Annotated in this window: 14 protein-coding genes; 6 read left to right on the top strand and 8 right to left on the bottom strand. The window is 65.0% G+C overall.

Going from position 1 to position 17,643, the window contains the following annotated elements:
- Nucleotides 1–67: 67 nt before the first annotated feature.
- The 3 genes from ACVWY3_RS27875 to ACVWY3_RS27865 form a co-directional block, all read right to left on the bottom strand.
- The gene (locus ACVWY3_RS27875) at nt 68–517 is read right to left on the bottom strand and encodes an HPr kinase/phosphorylase (protein ID WP_456841322.1); all 450 of its coding nucleotides are present in this window, start codon (nt 515–517) and stop codon (nt 68–70) included.
- A complete protein-coding gene (locus tag ACVWY3_RS27870) occupies nt 514–2,310 on the bottom strand; it encodes a stimulus-sensing domain-containing protein (RefSeq protein ID WP_456841321.1) in 1,797 nt (598 codons plus the stop codon). Before ACVWY3_RS27870 ends, ACVWY3_RS27875 begins: the two co-directional genes overlap by 4 nt.
- A 183-nt stretch (nt 2,311–2,493) precedes the next feature.
- Nucleotides 2,494–3,195: a response regulator transcription factor gene (locus ACVWY3_RS27865; protein ID WP_008542552.1), complete on the bottom strand. Its 702-nt coding sequence runs from the start codon at nt 3,193–3,195 to the stop codon at nt 2,494–2,496.
- A 240-nt stretch (nt 3,196–3,435) separates the two neighbouring features.
- Between ACVWY3_RS27865 and ACVWY3_RS27860 the strand changes: the two genes are divergently transcribed.
- From ACVWY3_RS27860 to ACVWY3_RS27850, 3 genes are all read left to right on the top strand, one after another.
- A complete protein-coding gene (locus ACVWY3_RS27860) occupies nt 3,436–4,167 on the top strand; it encodes a HugZ family pyridoxamine 5'-phosphate oxidase (RefSeq protein WP_456841320.1) in 732 nt (243 codons plus the stop codon).
- 181 nt (nt 4,168–4,348) lie between these two features.
- Nucleotides 4,349–6,952 carry a CHAT domain-containing tetratricopeptide repeat protein gene (locus ACVWY3_RS27855; RefSeq protein WP_456841319.1) on the top strand — a complete coding sequence of 868 codons (2,604 nt, stop codon included), beginning with the start codon at nt 4,349–4,351 and terminating at the stop codon, nt 6,950–6,952.
- Between the two features lie 299 nt (nt 6,953–7,251).
- Nucleotides 7,252–8,868 (top strand): phosphoenolpyruvate carboxykinase, encoded by a 1,617-nt coding sequence (locus ACVWY3_RS27850; protein ID WP_456841318.1) that lies wholly within the window; start codon nt 7,252–7,254, stop codon nt 8,866–8,868.
- A gap of 193 nt (nt 8,869–9,061) precedes the next feature.
- Here ACVWY3_RS27850 and ACVWY3_RS27845 read toward each other — a convergent pair whose 3' ends face one another.
- Together ACVWY3_RS27845 and ACVWY3_RS27840 are read right to left on the bottom strand one after the other, a co-directional pair.
- Nucleotides 9,062–9,877, bottom strand: coding sequence for an acyl-CoA thioesterase (locus tag ACVWY3_RS27845; protein ID WP_456841317.1), 816 nt, complete (start codon nt 9,875–9,877; stop codon nt 9,062–9,064).
- Between the two features lie 168 nt (nt 9,878–10,045).
- Nucleotides 10,046–12,571 (bottom strand): glycogen/starch/alpha-glucan phosphorylase, encoded by a 2,526-nt coding sequence (locus ACVWY3_RS27840; RefSeq protein WP_456841316.1) that lies wholly within the window; start codon nt 12,569–12,571, stop codon nt 10,046–10,048.
- Nucleotides 12,572–12,776: 205 nt separating this feature from the next.
- On the opposite strand from ACVWY3_RS27840, the gene ACVWY3_RS27835 reads away from it, so the two are divergent.
- Nucleotides 12,777–13,013 carry a hypothetical protein gene (locus ACVWY3_RS27835; protein ID WP_456841315.1) on the top strand — a complete coding sequence of 79 codons (237 nt, stop codon included), beginning with the start codon at nt 12,777–12,779 and terminating at the stop codon, nt 13,011–13,013.
- Between the two features lie 16 nt (nt 13,014–13,029).
- On the opposite strand, the gene ACVWY3_RS27830 is transcribed toward ACVWY3_RS27835, so the two are convergent.
- A complete protein-coding gene (locus ACVWY3_RS27830; protein WP_456841314.1) occupies nt 13,030–13,893 on the bottom strand; it encodes a LysR family transcriptional regulator in 864 nt (287 codons plus the stop codon).
- A gap of 96 nt (nt 13,894–13,989) precedes the next feature.
- On the opposite strand from ACVWY3_RS27830, the gene ACVWY3_RS27825 reads away from it, so the two are divergent.
- Together ACVWY3_RS27825 and ACVWY3_RS27820 are read left to right on the top strand one after the other, a co-directional pair.
- Nucleotides 13,990–14,898 (top strand): DMT family transporter, encoded by a 909-nt coding sequence (locus ACVWY3_RS27825; RefSeq protein WP_456841313.1) that lies wholly within the window; start codon nt 13,990–13,992, stop codon nt 14,896–14,898.
- A gap of 13 nt (nt 14,899–14,911) precedes the next feature.
- The gene (locus tag ACVWY3_RS27820) at nt 14,912–15,685 is read left to right on the top strand and encodes an MBL fold metallo-hydrolase (protein WP_456841312.1); all 774 of its coding nucleotides are present in this window, start codon (nt 14,912–14,914) and stop codon (nt 15,683–15,685) included.
- 141 nt (nt 15,686–15,826) lie between these two features.
- On the opposite strand, the gene ACVWY3_RS27815 is transcribed toward ACVWY3_RS27820, so the two are convergent.
- Both ACVWY3_RS27815 and ACVWY3_RS27810 read right to left on the bottom strand, forming a co-directional pair.
- A complete protein-coding gene (locus ACVWY3_RS27815; protein ID WP_456841311.1) occupies nt 15,827–16,597 on the bottom strand; it encodes a TIGR02186 family protein in 771 nt (256 codons plus the stop codon).
- A complete protein-coding gene (locus ACVWY3_RS27810) occupies nt 16,594–17,511 on the bottom strand; it encodes a sulfite exporter TauE/SafE family protein (RefSeq protein ID WP_456841310.1) in 918 nt (305 codons plus the stop codon). The genes ACVWY3_RS27815 and ACVWY3_RS27810 overlap by 4 nt, the downstream gene beginning before the upstream one ends.
- Nucleotides 17,512–17,643: the final 132 nt, after the last annotated feature.

Raw genomic sequence — 17,643 nt, 5'->3', positions numbered from 1 at the left:
CCGCGATAGTGGGGTTCATATGGTTACCATTTCCCTTCAAACAATCGCCTGACGGCTTAGCAGAAGGTTAACTCTTGGTAGTGGTCAAGGCCGCAACAACCAATGGAAGGGACGAATAGTCGCGGCCGACGGGGATTCGCGGTATTTCGACACCAAAAATGCTGGTTTTCAGGGATTCGGCGGGCGGCAGTCGTTCGGCGTCCTGGGCGTCCAGATCAACCACGAGGCCGACGGTCGCACGCTTCACGAAATCGCAGCGCCGGATTCCGAGACCCCGGATCTCGATCAGGCCGGCCAGTGTCGGCGCGGGACTGACTTCAATTTCCTGGCCGACTGTCGCCAGATGGACACGGTCGTCGCCCACCAGAACGGCCCGTTCGACCAAGCCTGATCGCCCCGCCATGATCAAATCGAAGGCAAGGCGCGACTTGCCGGAGCCCGACGGACCGCGGATCAGCACCGCCAGAGTCCCCACCTTGACTGCGGAGGCGTGAATGCTGGGCCCGCCGTCGCTCATAGCGCCGGCAGCCTCACCACGAAGCGCGCGCCGGCAACGGTCGGCGCGCCATCCTCGTCCACCGGGCCGGCTCGGTTCTCGGCCCAGATGCGTCCGCCATGGGCGTCGACGATCTGCTTGGAGATCGACAGGCCGAGGCCGGAGTTCTGGCCAAAGCCCTGATGCGGCCGGTCGGTATAGAAGCGCTCGAAGATGCGCTCGAGCGCATCGTCGCGGATGCCGGGGCCGTCGTCGTCGACCACGATCTCGATCTCCCCGCGCACGCGGCGGCAGGTGAGGCGCACCTTGCTGCCGGGCTCCGAGAACGACTGCGCGTTGGAGAGCAGGTTGGAGACCACCTGTCCAAGCCGCGAATCGTGGCCGCTCACGGCAAAGATGTCGGTCGGGCCGCGGCCCTCGAACCGTGTCTCGACCGCGACGTCGTGGCCGAGCTTGGTCTCGTTGGCGACGGAGACGAGCGTCGTCAGCAGGCGGCGCAGATCGACCGGAATCGCATCCTGACGCTGGAGCTCGGCATCGAGACGGCTGGCGTCGGAGATGTCCGAGATCAGGCGGTCGAGCCGCTTGACGTCGTGCTCGATCACCTCGAGCAGGCGCGCGCGGCTGTTCTCGTTGCGCGCCAGCGGCAGCGTCTCGACCGCGGAGCGCAGCGAGGTCAGCGGGTTCTTCAATTCGTGGGCGACGTCGGCGGCGAACATCTCGATCGCTTCCATGCGGCTGTAAAGCGCGCTGGTCATGTCGCGCAGTGCGCCGGAGAGGTGGCCGATCTCGTCGCGGCGGCGGGTGAAGTCGGGAATCTCGATGCGGGCCTTGATGCGCCGGCGGACGCGCTCGGCGCTGTCGGCGAGCCGGCGCACGGGCCCGGCGATCGTGCTCGCCAGCAGCAGCGACAGCATGATCATGACGGCGGCGGCGACGCCGCCGACCTTCAGGATGGCGAGGCGCTCGGCGGTCACCATCTGGTCGATTTCGTCGCCCTGGGTCGAGAGCATCAGCGCGCCGTGGATGGCACGCGAGCGCAGCACGGGCACGGCTACCGAGACGATCACCTCGCCGCGCGAATTGACCCGCACCATCGAGCGCTTCTGTCCCTGGAGCGCGTCGCTCACCTCCGCATAGCCGTTGCCGTTCTCGCGCCCGAGCTCGCGATACAGCGGCAGGTCGCCGCGGTTCAGCCAGGTGCGGATCGCGACCATGCCGCGCTCGACGAGGCCGGGCTTCTGCGAGGGCGGCGGCAGCGGGAAGCTCAGCACGTTGTCGAGGTCACGGCTGTCGAGCAGCAACGTCCCATAGGGATCGAAGATCCGCGCGCGGGTCTTGGTCGGCGAGATCAGCGTGCGCAACACCGGCGCCACGCGCTCCGGGTTGATCGGGAAATCGAGCGAATCGTCCGTACCGCCATAGCTGTCGCCGGTCTTGAGGTCGAGCAGGCGGTCGGGATCGATGGTGATGGCGTTGGTCTGCACGGTGGCCGAGGCCGCAATCGCACCGGCGATGATCTCGCCCTGCACCAGCAGGCTCTGCGCGCGCGCGTCGATCAGGCCGGCGCGGAATTGCGACAGATAGAGGATGCTCGCCACCAGCGCGACGAGGCCGGCGAGGTTGAGCGAGACGATGCGGCGGGTCAGGCTCGAAAAGGACAGCGCGAAGAAGAACTGCCCGGCGCGCTTCAGCCAGTTCAGCGGCCGCCAGCCCTGCGCGGCCGGCTTGTCGTCGGCAACGTGCTCCGGAATGCCGTTGGATCCGATATCCCCGGCGTTCTGGTTCTCGTCAGGCTGCGTTCGGTCAAGCAATGCTTACGCCCGCGTTAGGACATCTCGTGCGGAAGGGTCCTCGCATCCTAGAGCATGATCCGGAAAAGTGTGCAGCGGTTTTCCGAAAGGATCATGCTCAAGCAATCACCCAAAGAGCCATCCCGGCCGTGATGGAATCAGAACCGGCGATGCTCTCAATCTTTCGCGAAGGCGCGCTGAGCCTCAGGCTTCCTTGAAGCGGTAGCCGACGCCGTACAGCGTCTCGATCATCTCGAACTCGTTGTCGACCACCTTGAACTTCTTGCGCAGCCGCTTGATGTGGCTGTCGATGGTGCGGTCGTCGACATAGACCTGGTCGTCGTAGGCCGCGTCCATCAGCGCGTTGCGGCTCTTCACCACGCCGGGCCGGGTCGCGAGCGCCTGCAGGATCAGGAATTCGGTAACGGTCAGCGTCACCGGCTCGTTCTTCCAGGTGCAGGTGTGACGTTCGGGGTCCATCCGCAAAAGGCCGCGGTCGAGTGCCTTGGCGTCGTTCTCCTTCGGCGCAACGGTCGGGTCCTTCGGCGCCGAGCGGCGCAGCACCGCCTTGACGCGCTCGACCAGCAGGCGCTGCGAGAATGGTTTGCGGATGAAATCGTCGGCGCCCATCTTGAGGCCGAACAACTCGTCGATCTCCTCGTCCTTGGACGTCAGGAAGATCACCGGCAGGTCGGACTTCTGGCGCAGGCGGCGCAGCGTCTCCATTCCGTCCATGCGCGGCATCTTGATGTCGAGGATGGCAAGATCGGGTTGCGTGGTGCGGAAACCATCGAGCGCGGAGGCACCGTCGGTGTAGGTCATGATGCGGTAGCCTTCGGCTTCCAGCGCGATCGAGACGGATGTGAGAATGTTGCGGTCGTCGTCGACCAAAGCGATTGTGGGCATGAGCCTCTGCTTTCTGCTTTCCGTTTGGGTCGTGGCTTGAAACGGCGAGCAATCCAGTGATGCGCCGCATACATGGGTGCCGAAGTGGCATACGAACCTTGTCACCGAGCAATGCAAGCTGGGCTGAAGTGTGACCAAGTTCCACGAAACACGGCAGATTCGCCGCGTCTCGACCCATAACCAGACCCCCGTTTAGCCGAAAAAAGACCCCCCTTGCAACCACCTGAGCCGAGAAAGCCGATGCAACCGACCCCCGATTTCGCTCCCGAAAAGCTTGCCAAGTCGCTGCTGCGGCGGTCGCGGCAGGGTGCCCTTGCCACGTTGATGGCGGGCTCGGGCGATCCCTATTGTTCCCTGGTCAATCTGGCGAGCCATCCTGACGGCTCGCCGATCCTGCTGATTTCGGGTCTGGCCGTGCACACAAGGAATATCCTGGCCGACAACCGGGTCTCGCTGATGCTGGACGAGCGTGCCGCCGGCGATCCCCTGGAGGGCGCCCGGATCATGTTGTCGGGCCGGGCCGAAGCGGCCGGGGCGGACAACGAGCTCCTCCAGCGGAGGTATCTCAATGCCCATCCGTCGGCAGAAGCTTTTGTTTCGTTTAAGGATTTCTCCTTCTTCCGGATCCGCCCGACCGGAACCCATTTGGTCGCCGGCTTCGGCCGGATCATCGATCTTAAGCCCGAACAGTTCCTCACCGACCTCACGGGCGCCGAGGATCTGCTTGCGGCCGAGGAGGGGGCCGTGGAGCACATGAACGCCGATCATCGCGACGCCATGGGCCTCTACGCAACAAGGCTCCTCGGCGCCCCCGCCGGCGACTGGCGCTGCACCGGCTGCGACCCCGAGGGTCTCGACATGCAGGATGGCCAGACCGCGCTACGGCTGGATTTTCCGGAGCGGGTGACCGACGGCACGGCCCTGCGCAAGATGCTGGTCCGCCTCGCTGGCGAAGCGCGCTCCAAGGCGTGATGAGATTTGGATGAATCATCACCACGCTTCAGGTTGTTGTTTGAGCATGATCTTTCGGAAAACCGCTGCGCAATTTTCCGGATCCTGCTCTGAGGTGGACTGAAGCGCAGCCACTTGAACCCTGCCCTCGGTCGCTGCGCCCCAAGACCGTAATGGTTCGAAGTCGGCCGCGAGAGGGTTCATGACACGCCATCGTTTGACGCTGGGTGCGGGTTTGGCGCTCGCGACCATGATATCGTTTACCACCCCAAGTCTTGCTCAGAAAGGTCTTGCTCAGAAAGCTCTTGCCGCGGAAAGCACGCGGATCAATGCGCTGATCAGTGCCGGCAACTATTCGGAGGCGCTGCCGCTCGCGCAAGGCATGGCGGCGCGCCTGGAGAGTGACAACGGCCGCGAACTTGCCGCCGCGCTCAACAATCTCGGCCAGGTCTATGCCGGCCAGGGCCGCGATGATCTCCCCGAGCCGCTCTACAAACGTGCCCTCGCGCTGATGGAACAATCGCTCGGCCTCGAAACGCCACTGGTTTCGGCGGAGTTGACCAATCTCGCCGCGCTCTATCAGCGGCAGGGCCGCTTCGCTGAAGCCGAGCCGCTGTTCAAGCGTGCGCTGGCCGTCAGCGAAAAGGGTCTGTCGCGCGAGCATCCCGATGTCGGCCGGGCGCTCAACAATCTCGCCACGCTCTATGTGAAACAGGAGCGGCATGCCGAGGCCGAACCGCTGTTCCAACGCGCCCTCGCGATCTATCAGAAGGTCGGCGGGCCCGAGCATCCCGCGGTCGCCACGGTCCTGAACAACATCGGCCAAGTCGATCGCGATCTCAACCGCGATGCCGAGGCCGAAGCGCCGATCAAGCGCTCGCTCGCAATCCGCGAGAAGGTGCTCGGACCGGATCATCTCGACGTCGCCCGCTCGCTGAACAATCTCGCGGGGCTTTATCAGCACGAGCGACGCTATTCCGAGTCCGAGCCGCTTTATCGCCGCGCGCTCGCGATCCGCGAGCGTGCGCTCGGGCCTGACAATCCCGATGTCGCGACCTCGACCAGCACTCTCGCCGCGTTCCTTCAGGCGTCGGGACGAACGGCCGATGCGCTGCCGCTCGCTGAAAGGACGCTCGCGGCCAACCGCGCGCAGCTGCGCGTGGTGTTGCCGATCCTGTTCGCTGCGCGCGAGCAATCCCTGCTGGCGGACGACAGGGCGCTGAATCAGGCGCTGGCCGCGATCCGGCGCGGCACGCAATCCTCCGCCGCTTCCGCCGTGAACAAGCTTGCAGTTCGGTTCGCCGCCGGCAGCGACCGGCTCGCCGAGCTGGTGCGCAGGGAGCAGGACCTCGCGGCCGAGACCGAGGCGCTCGACAAGGCGATCGTCAGCGCGGTGTCGAAGCAATCCGCCCAGCGCGACCTGGCCGCCGAGCAGCGCAGCCACGCGCGGATCGCCGCGATCGCGAAGGAACGTGCGGGCTTGCAGAAGACGCTCGCAATCGAGTTTCCCGACTACGCCTCGCTCTCCAGTCCGCTGCCGCTAGCGTTGAAGGACATCCAGCCCTTGCTGTCCGCCGAGGAGGCGTTGGTGCTCTATTCCGTCGTCGACAAGCAGAGCTATGTCATCGCGATCACGCGCGAGGCCGTCGACTGGAAGGAGATTCCGCTCGGCGCGGACGCACTGACGCAGAAGGTGAGCGCATTCCGTAGGGGTCTCGATGTCGGCAAGGCGCGCGATGGCTCCGGCAAATCGGGGCTGTTCGATCTCGCGCTCGCCAACGAGCTCTATGTCGCGCTGCTCGGCCCGGTCGAGGCGCTGACGAAAGACAAGCGCAACCTGCTGGTGGTGCCCTCGGCGGGGCTCACCGCGTTGCCGTTTCACTTGCTGGTCACGGAGAAGCCGCAGGCTGCGATCCCGGACACGCTCGAAGGCTATCGCAGCGGCGCCTGGTTGTTGCGGCGTCAGGCGGTGTCGGTGCTGCCGTCGGTGATCAGCCTGAAATCGTTGCGCGCGTCTGCGCGCCGGGATCAGGGCGTCAAGCCGATGACCGGCTTTGGCGATCCCGTGTTCAACCCTGCGCTGGAAGGCCCGGCGGATCGGCGCGCCGCAAGCGGCAAGCTCGCGGCGCGCAGCATTACGACCATCGCCTATACCGACTTCTGGCGCGGCGCCGGCGTCGACCGCGCGCTGCTTGCAAAGGCGTTGCCGCAGCTGCCAGACACCGCCGACGAGCTGAACGCGGTGGCGAAGGATGTCGGCGCCACCGAGGCCGACATTCATCTCGGCCGGGACGCCAGCGAGACGACGCTGAAGCGTGCAGCGCTTGCTCAATACAGCATCATCTACTTCGCCACTCACGGCCTCGTTGCCGGCGACGTCAAGGGACTGGGCGAGCCCTCGCTCGCGCTCTCCATTCCCGATCAGCCCACCGAGCTCGACGATGGCTTGTTGACCGCGAGCGAAGTCGCCCAGCTCAAGCACAATGCCGATTGGGTGGTGCTGTCGGCGTGCAACACGATCGCCGGCGAGAAGCCCGGTGCCGAGGCGCTGTCGGGGCTGGCGCGCGCGTTCTTCTACGCTGGCGCCCGCGCGCTGCTGGTCTCGCATTGGGCGGTGGATTCGGAAGCTGCCACGCGACTAACCACGTCGACTTTCGAGCTGCTCAAAAACGAACCAAAGATCGGGCGCGCCGAAGCCTTGCGCCGCGCGATGTTAACCTATGTTGATGACACGTCGTCACCGCGCAACGCCTATCCCACCAGGTGGGGACCGTTCGCACTCATCGGCGAAGGAGAGGTACGATAGGCCGGGTGCGAGGTTGTGCATCGCAACAACCTTGAACAACGCAGAAATACGCATTTGGTTGCGCGACCATTTGCGATTCCGCGACCATTTGCGATTCTATGACGCGCCTGCTCAGAGCTGACATGCCCGGCATTTGGCGCGGTCCTTGAATAGACCAAATCCTGCGGGATCAGCTTGGCAACGCCAGCGTTCATCAGTATTAGGTCACCCAGCCGAGGCCGGATGGTCTATTATTAGCGGTGACCGCGATGGTGACAAGCTTGGCCGCTGAGTATCGCGGGTTCGAGGAGGATGTTTTCGTGCAAGAGACGGGCGTGCGCAACGGTGCCTTCGGCGCCGACAAATTCGGCTTAAGGAATCTCAAGCAGGTTCACTGGAACCTCGGTGCGCCGCAACTCTATCAATACTCGCTCTCCGCGGGCGAGGCGGTGCTCTCCGCCGACGGCGCGCTCTGTGCCGACACTGGCGAGTTCACCGGCCGCAGTCCGAAGGACAAGTTCACGGTGCGTGACGCCACCACCGACAAGAAGATGTGGTGGGCCGGCAACCAGTCGATCACCGCAGAGCAGTTCGAGGCGCTCTACCAGGACTTCCTCAAGCACGCCGAAGGCAAGACGCTGTTCGCGCAGGACCTCTACGGCGGCGCCGATCCGGCCTACCGGATCAAGACGCGCGTCTTCACCGAGCTCGCCTGGCACTCGCTGTTCATCCGCACGCTCTTGATCCGCCCCGAGGCGGTCGAGCTGTCGAGCTTCACGCCCGAGCTCACCATCATCGACATGCCGAGCTTCCGCGCCGATCCCAAACGGCACGGCTGCAAGTCGGAGAACGTCGTCGCGATCGATTTCGCCCGCAAGATCGTCCTGATCGGCGGGTCTTATTATGCCGGCGAGATGAAGAAGTCGGTCTTCACCACGCTGAACTACTATCTGCCCGAGCGCGGCGTGATGCCGATGCACTGCTCGGCCAATGTCGGCGCCAATGGCGACACCGCGATCTTCTTCGGGCTGTCAGGCACCGGCAAGACCACGCTGTCGGCCGATCCGAACCGCACGCTGATCGGTGACGACGAGCACGGCTGGGGCCCGAACGGCGTCTTCAACTTCGAAGGCGGCTGCTACGCCAAGTGCATCAAGCTCTCGCGGGAAGCCGAACCCGAGATCTTCGCGGCCTCGACCCGCTTCGGCGCGGTGCTCGAGAACTGCGTGCTCGACGAAAACACCCGCGTCGTCGATTTCGACGACGGCTCCAAGACCGAGAACACGCGCTCGGCCTATCCGCTCGACTTCATCCCGAACGCCTCGCGCACCGGCCGCGCACCACAGCCGAAGAACGTGGTGATGCTCGCCGCCGATGCCTTCGGCGTGATGCCGCCGATCGCCAAGCTGTCGCCGGCGCAGGCGATGTATCACTTCCTGTCCGGCTACACCGCCAAGGTCGCCGGCACCGAGCGCGGTCTCGGCAACGAGCCGCAGCCGGAATTCTCGACCTGCTTCGGCTCGCCCTTCCTGCCGCTCGATCCATCCGTCTACGGCAACATGCTGCGCGACCTCATCGCCCGGCACAATGTCGATTGCTGGCTGGTCAACACGGGATGGACCGGCGGCAAGTACGGCACCGGCTCGCGCATGCCGATCAAGGTGACGCGGGCGCTGCTCACCGCCGCGCTCGACGGCTCGCTTCGCAACGTCGAATTCCGTACCGACAAATATTTCGGCTTCGCGGTCCCGACCGCGCTGCCGGGCGTGCCAGCTGAGATCCTCAACCCGGTCAACACCTGGAAGGACAAGGACGAGTTCGACAAGACCGCCCGCGCGCTGGTCGGCATGTTCCAGAAGAACTTTGCCAAGTTCGAATCGCAGGTGGATGCCGAAGTGCGCGCCGCCGCTCCGGACGTGAAGCTCGCGGCGGAGTAATCGCTCCGTCTTCAATGCAAAAGGGCGGCCGCAGGGCCGCCCTTTTTGTTCGTGAACGCTCTTTCCGCTCGTCATTGCGAGCCAACGGGCCGCGCGAAGCGCGGCCCGTTGACCGGCTCCGCGAAGCAATCCAGAATCCCGCCGCGGAGGCAATCTGGATTGCTTCGTCGCAAGGGCTCCTCTGTGGATACACCTACGCCTTGAAATACGCGATCTGCGTCGTGGTCGCGAGCAGCCTGCCGTTCGGCGACCACAGCTCGGCGTTCTGGTCGGCGTAGCTCTTGTGCATGATCTTGGAATCGGCCGTCGCAAGCACGCGCGTGATGTTCTCCGCGGCGAGCTCCGCGCTGTCGGTGTGGAAATAGGTCGTCAGCGACACCGTGCCGAACGGCACCAGCTCACGCCGGGCGTGGAAGATGCGGCCGAAGAAGGCGTCCGACATCGACATCAGCGAGGGCATGTCGAGCCTGCGCGGCTCACGGTCGCTGATCCAGAGCTTCGAGAAGGTGCTGGCGAGCTCGGCCTGCGGCGGCCCGATGCGCATCTCGCCCTCGACGAAGCGGAATTCATACTGGTTGGCCCAGGACGCCGAGATCTTCGGAAATGGTAGCGTCTGCTCGAACGGCTTTGCGTCCGGGATCTTGGCCACCCGGTGCTCCCAGGATGGCCGGCGCTCGGCGAACACGGCGGTCGCGAGCGTTGCGACCTCGCCGCCGCCCTGCGACAGTTCGACGCTCCAGTGCTGGCTGGAGCGATTGGCCTTCACCAGCCTTATGTCGAGATCGAACGGGCCCTTGGCGATCGGCGCGCAGTAATTGACGGTGAGGGCCAGCGGATCGCCAGCGCGCTCTGGATGCTCGATCAGCGCGCGCAAGATGGTCGCGGCCGTGGCGCCGCCGAACGGGCCGACAAAGGCCCAGTAGTCGTCGCTGGTGTGCCCCTGCCAACGCGAGTCACCCGCGGTGATGCGGGTGGCGTCGTCGAAGGGGTGCGGAAGCTTGGCGTGCATTTTTGTTTTCGTCCGTCACTGCGGGACGATGCGAAGCATCGAGCCCGGAATCTCGAGATTCCGGGTTCGGCTCTGCGAGCCGCCCCGGAATGACGGTCGTCATATCACAGCCATCGTCTGTCTGTGCAATGACCTGTCGCGTAACGCCGATTTCACGCCGCGGAAAAATCAGGCCGTGGCGCCGCGCTGGTCCTTGGCCTCCTGGAACGGCGGCGTGATCGGACTGACCGGCACGTTCCAGATCTCCTGGGCGTATTCGCGGATGGTGCGGTCGGAGGAGAACCACGCCATGCGGGCGACGTTGAGGATGGAGGCGCGCGTCCAGGCCGGCGAGACCAGCCAGCGCGCATCGACGCTGCGCTGCGCCTCGTAATAGGAATCGAAATCGGCGCTGACCATGTAATGGTCGAGGTAGCGCAGCGCGTGCGCGATGGATTCGAAGCGGCCGGGATCGCCGGGCGAGAACTCGCCGGCGCCGATCGCGTTGATGGCACGCTGCAGCTTCGGCGATCCGCGGATCACGTCGGAGGCATCCAGCCCCTGCTTGCGGCGGATCATCACGTCGCCGGCCTCCATGCCGAAGATCGCGATGTTCTCAGGCCCGACCTGGTCGCGGATCTCGATATTGGCGCCGTCGAGCGTGCCGATGGTGATGGCGCCGTTCAGCGCCAGCTTCATGTTGCCGGTGCCGGAGGCTTCCATGCCGGCGGTCGAGATCTGCTCGGAGAGGTCGGCCGCGGGAATGATGACTTCCGCGAGGCTGACATTGTAGTCGGGCAGGAACACGACCTTGAGCTTGCCGCCGATCGCGGGATCGTTGTTGACGACGTCCGCGACGTCGTTGATCAGCTTGATGATCAGTTTTGCATAGCGATAGCTCGCCGCGGCCTTGCCGGCAAAAATCTTCACCCGCGGCACCCAATTGCCGTTGGGATCGTCCTTGATCGCCTGGTACAGCGCGACCGTCTCGACGACGTTGAGCAGCTGGCGCTTGTATTCGTGAATGCGCTTGATCTGCACGTCGAACAGCGCGTTCGGATCGACCTTGATGCCGAGCCGCTCGCCGATCAGGCGCGCCAGCGCCATCTTGTTGTGCAGCTTGACGCTGCGGAATTTCTTCTGGAACTCGACGTCGCTGGCGCGCGCCTCGATCAGCGAGAGCTGGGTCGGATCGTCGAGCACGGCCTCGCCACAGGTCTCGCGCAACAGCTCGGTGAGCTTGGGGTTCGCCAGCATCAGCCAGCGGCGGAAGGTGATGCCGTTGGTCTTGTTGGTGATGCGGCCGGGATAGAGATGGTTGAGATCGTGGAACACGGTCTCGCGCATCAGGTCCGAATGCATTGCCGAGACGCCGTTGATGCGGTGCGAGCCGACGAAGGCGAGCTGGCCCATGCGCACGCGGCGGCCGCTCTTCTCGTCGATCAGCGAGACCGAGGCGCGGAAGTCGATGTCGCCGGGCGCGCGCGCTTCGGCGAGCGCGAGGTGCTGCACGTTGATGCGGTAGATGATCTCCAGATGCCGCGGCAAGAGGCGCTCGAACAGCTCGACCGGCCAGGTCTCCAGCGCCTCGGGCAGCAGCGTGTGGTTGGTGTAGGAGAGGGTGGCGACCGTAATCTTCCAGGCCTCGTCCCAGCGGAAATTGTGCAGGTCGACGAGGATGCGCATCAGCTCGGTGACGGCGAGGCTCGGATGGGTGTCGTTGAGCTGCACCGCGACCTTGGACGACAGGCTGCGCAGCTGGCCGTCGGACGCAAGATGCCGCTTCACCAGATCCTGCAGCGAGGCCGAGACGAAGAAATATTCCTGGCGCAGCCGCAGCTCGCGGCCGGCCGGGCTTTCGTCATTGGGATAGAGGAATTTGCAGATCGCCTCCGCGCGCGCCTGCTCGGCGCTGGCGCTGACGTAGTCGCCCTTGTTGAAGGCATCGAGCTTGAGCGGATCGGGCGAGCGCGCCGACCACAGCCGCAGCGCGTTGACGTGCTGGCCGCGCCAGCCCACGATCGGCGTGTCGTAGGCGATCGCCTGCACGGTCTCGCCCGGATGCCAGATCGCGCGGTCGCGACCCTTGTCGTCGACATGCTCGACGCCGCCGCCGAAATTGACGTCGTAGATCACCTCGGGCCGCTGCAATTCCCAGGGATTGCCGAAGCTCAGCCATTCGTCGGGATATTCCTGCTGCCAGCCTTGATTGATGATCTGGCGGAACAGGCCGTAATCGTAGCGGATGCCGTAGCCGATCGCAGGGATCGACAGCGTCGCCATGCTCTCCATGAAGCAGGCGGCGAGCCGTCCGAGGCCACCATTGCCGAGCGCCGCGTCCGGCTCGCATTTGCGCAAGTCCGGCAGCGACACGCCAAGATCGCCGAGCGCGACCTCGAAGATCTTGAGCAGCCCCATGTTGTTGAGCGCGTCGGTGAAAAGACGGCCGATCAGGAATTCGAGCGAGAGATAATAGACGCGCTTGCTGCCGGCATCGTAGCTGCGCTTCTCGGCGGTGAGCCAGCGATGCACGATGCGATCGCGCAGCGCCAGCGCTGCAGCCTGGTACCAGTCGTGCTTCGTCGCCATGCCGGCGTCCTTGCCGATGGCAAGGCGCAGCTTCGCCAGGATCGCGCCCTTGATCTCGGCCAGCGCGAGTTCGTCGATGGGCTGCCCGGGCGCGGGAAAACTGGGCTGGTACGATTGATCTTGCAAGGCCGTCACTTCCTGGTCGAAAAACTGCTACTCACCCTACGCGTCTTGCCGCTGCGCCGGAACCGTCGCCGGCGCGCCGATGCACTGCGCTGACGTAAAATTATGCAAGGAATGGGCCGGTTTGGGAACCCGGGCATGCACGGAGAAACTTGGATTCCGTGCTAGATTGCTCTCGGATTCAGCCATCAGTGTGGAGGGAGACGCCATGGTGCGACTGCTGATCGAGATCGCCGCTGCGGCCCTGCTCGTTGTCTGCATCTCCGCCTCGAGCGCGGCGTTCGCCGCCGGCAGGTCCAGCCGCAGCGCCGATGGCCTGACCTGCGGCTTCACGGTCCCGCCAAATGCCTCGCCCGCAGCCCGCTGCGCCGCCATCAAGCGTCAATGCGGCGGCAAGTTCTACGCCAATGCGTGCGGCGACAGGCTGTTGTCGGCGGCCAATTGAGGTTGAGCTCGCGCGCTCAGGCGGCCTTCGCCTGCACGTTATCGCAGAACTCGGCGAGACGATCCGCAAGGCGCAGAGTTGCCGGGCTCGCATCCGGCGCGGCCATCAGCGCGACCTCGGTCTTGTTGATCGGCGCAAAGCCGTCCTTGGCGGTGAGCACGCGGTGATCGGACTGGATCGACATCTCGGACAGGATGCTCAGCCCCATGCCGGCGGCAACGGCGGCCTGGATGCCGGCGAGGCTCGATGACGAATAGGCCATGTGCCAGGCGCGGCCGGCGCTTTCGAGTGCATGGATCGCGCCGGCGCGATAGAGGCAGCCGGTTGGGAAGCCGATCAGCGGCACCGACGAGACGTTGACGTCGATCGGATGGCTCTTGCTGGTGACCCAATGCACCCGCTCGGGCCACGCCGCGATCGCGCCCTTCTCGCCGGCGCCGCGCTTGAACAGCGCGAGGTCGAGCTCGCCGCGTTCGAGATCGCGGGACAGGTTCTTGCTCTGGTCCGCGCGCACATCTAACCGCAGGCCCGGATGCGAGCGCGAGAACGCGCCGAGCAGTTTTGTCAGTCGATACGCCGCGAAATCCTCAGGGATCCCCAGCCGGATCGCGCCTTCGCCGCCGGGCTCGCGCAGCATGTCGCGCGCTTCTTCGGCAAGCGAGAGCAGCCGCCGTGCATAGGACAACAGCCGCTCGCCCGCTTCGGTCGGACGCACGTCCTTGCCGTCCCGGTGCAACAGCACCTGGCCGACATCCTCCTCCAGCCGCTTGATCTGCTGGCTGACGGTCGACTGCGTGCGGTGAACGCGCTCGCCGGCGCGGGTGAAGCCGCCGGCCTCGACCACCGAGACGAAGCTGCGCAGGAGCTCGAGATCGAGCATGGCCGCCTCCATTCGAAAATCCACTGATCTGCAGTTAATCATTTAATTTCCAAATGGCAAGCGGGGTCCCTATTTCGAGGGCCGAGGAGAAATGTCGTGTCGCTTGCCCCTTCGATGTCCGTCCCCCGCAGCCGCTTCAACGTGCTGCCGCTTTATATCGGCCTGTTCTGCCTGCTCTGGAGCTACGCCTTCGTCGCCGGCAAGATCGGCGTGACCCATTGCCCGCCGCTGATCCTGCTCGCAGCGCGCTTCTCGCTCGCCGGCATTTTGATCCTCGGCGCCACAATGGTTCGCGGCGACTGGTCCTTGTCATGGCGGGATGCCGCCGTCTTCGCCGTGCTCGGCATTGCCAACAATGCGCTCTATCTCGGGCTTGGCTACACCGGCCTGCAATCGGTCTCCGCCGGCCTCGGCGGCCTGATCGTCTCGGCCAATCCGGTCTTCACCGCCGCGCTCGCCGCGCTGCTGCTCGGCGAGGGCATGACCTGGCGCAAGGCGAGCGGACTTTCGCTCGGCATCGTCGGCGTGACCTTGATCGTCTGGCATCGCCTGTCGATCGGCACCGATAGTCTGCACGGCATCATCTTCACGCTGGCTTCCCTGGCCTCGATCGTCGCCGGCACCGTCCTGTTCAAGCTGCTGGCGCCGAAGGGCTCGTTGTGGATCGGCAACGGCGTGCAGAACCTTGCCGCCGGCATCGTGCTGACGCCGGTCGCGCTCACCTTCGCCGACGTCCACGCGATCGATGTCACGCCGAGCCTGATCGGCGCCTTCGCGTTCCTCGTGCTCGGCGGCTCGATCCTTGCCTATTGGCTCTGGTTTCATCTCCTGAAAGTGTGTGGCGCGACCGCCGCCAGCGCCTATCATTTCCTGATGCCGCCGCTCGGCATGCTGTTCGCCTACATCGTGCTCGGCGAGCACATCGAGATGCGCGACCTGCTCGGGATCGTTCCGGTGGCGCTCGGCATTTACCTGGTCACGCGGCCGGCAAAGGCCGCTGCGTAAGAGGAGCTTTCGTATGCCCATCTGCATCACCCTGATCGGCGGCCCCACCGCGCTGATCGAGATCGACGGCTTTCGCCTGCTCACCGATCCGACCTTCGATGCGCCCGGCGCTTACCAGCTGCCGCATGTGAAGCTGGAGAAGACCATCGGTCCCGCATTGAAAGCGGATGCGATCGGCCCGATCGATGCCGTCTTGCTCAGCCACGATCAGCATTCCGACAATCTCGACAATTCCGGCCGCGACTATCTGCTGAAAGCGCCGCGCGCGCTGACGACCGAAGCTGGCGCAAAACGCCTCGGCGGCCATGTCGAGGGCCTTGCGCCCTGGGCGACCGCGCATCTGAAGGACGACGACGGCAACACGCTGACGATCACCGCGACGCCGGCGCGTCACGGACCGGCCGGCATCGAGCCGCTGTCGGGCGACGTCATCGGCTTCGTGGTGCAGTCGAGCCGCAAGGACACGCATTCCATCTATGTCAGCGGCGACACAACCTGGTTCGACGGCGTCGCCGAGGTCGCACGCCGCTTCAAATGCGGCGTGGTGATGCCGTTCGCAGGCGCCGCGCAGACGCGCGGGCCGTTCCATCTCACCATGGACACCAACGACACCATCGAGACCGCGCGCGCCTTTCCGGATGCGATGATCGTGCCTGTTCACATCGAGGGCTGGGCGCATTTCCGCCAGAACGGCGAGGATCTGCGCAAGACCTTCGACGTGCTCGGCTTCGGCACGCGGCTGCGCCTGCTGGAGCCGGGCGTGCCGACGGTGATCGAGGCGCCGTGAAGTAAGCCATCGTGTGCGCTTCCTCCTCCTCGTCATGGCCGGGCTCGACCCGGCCATCCACGTCTTTGTCGCCGTATCTGAGAACATGGATGCGGACAAGCCCGGCCATGACGGCAAGTGAGTGGCTCGCCCCCCCCCCACTCAATCCTTCCGGAAAACAATCGACGCCATCCACCCCGTCATCAGCGCCATCGCGGCCGTGACGAGGCCGTAGATCAGCCCGTGCTGCCGGGCGCTGGTCGCGACGAACTGCTCGAAGCCGATCTTGACGATCTCGAACGCGGTCTCGGTCTTGGTGATCAGCGCGCCGTTGGCGAACAGCTTGATCTCCACCTCGTAGGTGCCGATCGGCACCTCCGCCGGCAGCGGAATGCCGGTGCGGAACAGCGTCGGCGTCAGGAAGGTCACCGCGCTTGCATCCTCGCGGTAGAGGCCTCGCTCGGTCCGCAGGCGGATGAAGGCCGAGCGGAATGCATCATCCGGCACCACGTCGGCATAGTCGCCGCCGACGCGCTGCGTCAGTAGCACGTTGTTGAGCCCGATCTGCTGGCGTCGCGCGATCTCGGGCGAGGTGATGAGGTTGAAGGGCCGGTTGGCGAACAGCGCCAGATAGCTCGGCACCTCCAGGAATTGCCGGTAGTCGGTGTTGATCCAGATGCCGAATCTGCGTTCCTTGCGCCGCGTCACCATGTCCGCGCGCGGACCCATCACGGTGACGACGAGATCATAGGCGGTGCGGTCGGCCGGCGTGGTGGCGTCCCGCTCGACCGATCCGAACAGCACCAGCTCCTCGCCCGAATAGTTCGGCGTCACGGTGACGCGGTGATTGGAGACCGACACAATCAGCCGCTCGGCGCGCGCGGCCGAGCCGAGCAGCAGGACGAGAAGGAGTGCGAGAAGCGCGCGCGTCATCCGGTCACCCCGAGCTCGCGGATGGTGAAGAGATCCTCCGGCCGGATCACCAGCTCGATCGCAAAGCGCACGCCGACCGAGAGGATGAGCAAGCCGAGCAGCAGCCGTAGCTGCTCGCCGCGGATCTTCTGGCCGGCACGGGCGCCGAACTGCGCGCCGGTGACGCCGCCGACCATCAGGATCAGCGCCAGCACCGCGTCGACGAGGTGATTGGTCACCGCATGCAGCATGGTCGCGAACAGCATCGTGACCAGGGTTAGGACCATCGACGTCCCGATCACCGTCGAGGTCGGCACCCTCAAGAGATAGATCATGATCGGCACCAGGATGAAGCCGCCGCCGATGCCCATGATGGCGCCGATGAAGCCGATCACGATGCCGACGATCACCACGGGGATCACCGAGAGATAGATCTTCGAGCGCTTGAACCGCATCTTCAGCGGCAGGCCGTGGACCCAGTTATGCGTGCGCCGCGGCGGCACCGCACCGTGCCGGATACGCATCAAGGCGCGCAGACCTTCGGAGAACATCAGACTTCCGACCGTGGTGAGCAGCACGACGTAAGAGAGCGCGATCATCAGGTCGAGCTGACCGAGCGCGCGGAGTTGCGTGAAGGCCCACACCCCCAGCGCCGTGCCGGTGACGCCGCCGCACAACAACACGCTCGCAAGCGCCGGATCGATTGCGCGCCGCCGCCAGTAAGAGAGCGCGCCGGAGAAGGACGAGGCCGCGATGTGGCTCGCGACCGAAGCGACGGCCACCGCGGGCGTGATGCCGATGAAGATCAGAAGCGGCGTCATCAGAAAACCGCCGCCGATCCCGAACATGCCGGAGACGAAGCCGACCGCGGCGCCCATCGCCAGCACCAGGAAGATATTGACCGGCAGGTCGGCGATGGGGAGATAGAGCTGCATCGAAGGACCACGCTCCGGCGAGACGGATCGATCATCGCGGGTTGCTCCGGACGGTCGAACGATTTGCCGAGCCCCTCAATAGCGGAATTCGAAGCGAGGAGGGACCAGGATTTTTGTGCGTGGTGAATGGTC

The organism is Bradyrhizobium sp. USDA 4486 (assembly GCF_054057995.1).
Note: the sequence above shows the minus strand (reverse complement) of the source record. Positions and strands in the feature narration are given on the sequence as shown.

What these genes read in the sequence shown, in the direction of transcription:
- ACVWY3_RS27875 (WP_456841322.1), bottom strand. Translation starts at nt 517, where the DNA reads ATGAGCGACGGCGGGCCCAGCATTCACGCCTCCGCAGTCAAGGTGGGG.
- ACVWY3_RS27865 (WP_008542552.1), bottom strand. Translation starts at nt 3,195, where the DNA reads ATGCCCACAATCGCTTTGGTCGACGACGACCGCAACATTCTCACATCC.
- ACVWY3_RS27860 (WP_456841320.1), top strand. Translation starts at nt 3,436, where the DNA reads ATGCAACCGACCCCCGATTTCGCTCCCGAAAAGCTTGCCAAGTCGCTG.
- ACVWY3_RS27855 (WP_456841319.1), top strand. Translation starts at nt 4,349, where the DNA reads ATGACACGCCATCGTTTGACGCTGGGTGCGGGTTTGGCGCTCGCGACC.
- ACVWY3_RS27845 (WP_456841317.1), bottom strand. Translation starts at nt 9,877, where the DNA reads ATGCACGCCAAGCTTCCGCACCCCTTCGACGACGCCACCCGCATCACC.
- ACVWY3_RS27835 (WP_456841315.1), top strand. Translation starts at nt 12,777, where the DNA reads ATGGTGCGACTGCTGATCGAGATCGCCGCTGCGGCCCTGCTCGTTGTC.
- ACVWY3_RS27830 (WP_456841314.1), bottom strand. Translation starts at nt 13,893, where the DNA reads ATGCTCGATCTCGAGCTCCTGCGCAGCTTCGTCTCGGTGGTCGAGGCC.
- ACVWY3_RS27820 (WP_456841312.1), top strand. Translation starts at nt 14,912, where the DNA reads ATGCCCATCTGCATCACCCTGATCGGCGGCCCCACCGCGCTGATCGAG.
- ACVWY3_RS27815 (WP_456841311.1), bottom strand. Translation starts at nt 16,597, where the DNA reads ATGACGCGCGCGCTTCTCGCACTCCTTCTCGTCCTGCTGCTCGGCTCG.
- ACVWY3_RS27810 (WP_456841310.1), bottom strand. Translation starts at nt 17,511, where the DNA reads ATGCAGCTCTATCTCCCCATCGCCGACCTGCCGGTCAATATCTTCCTG.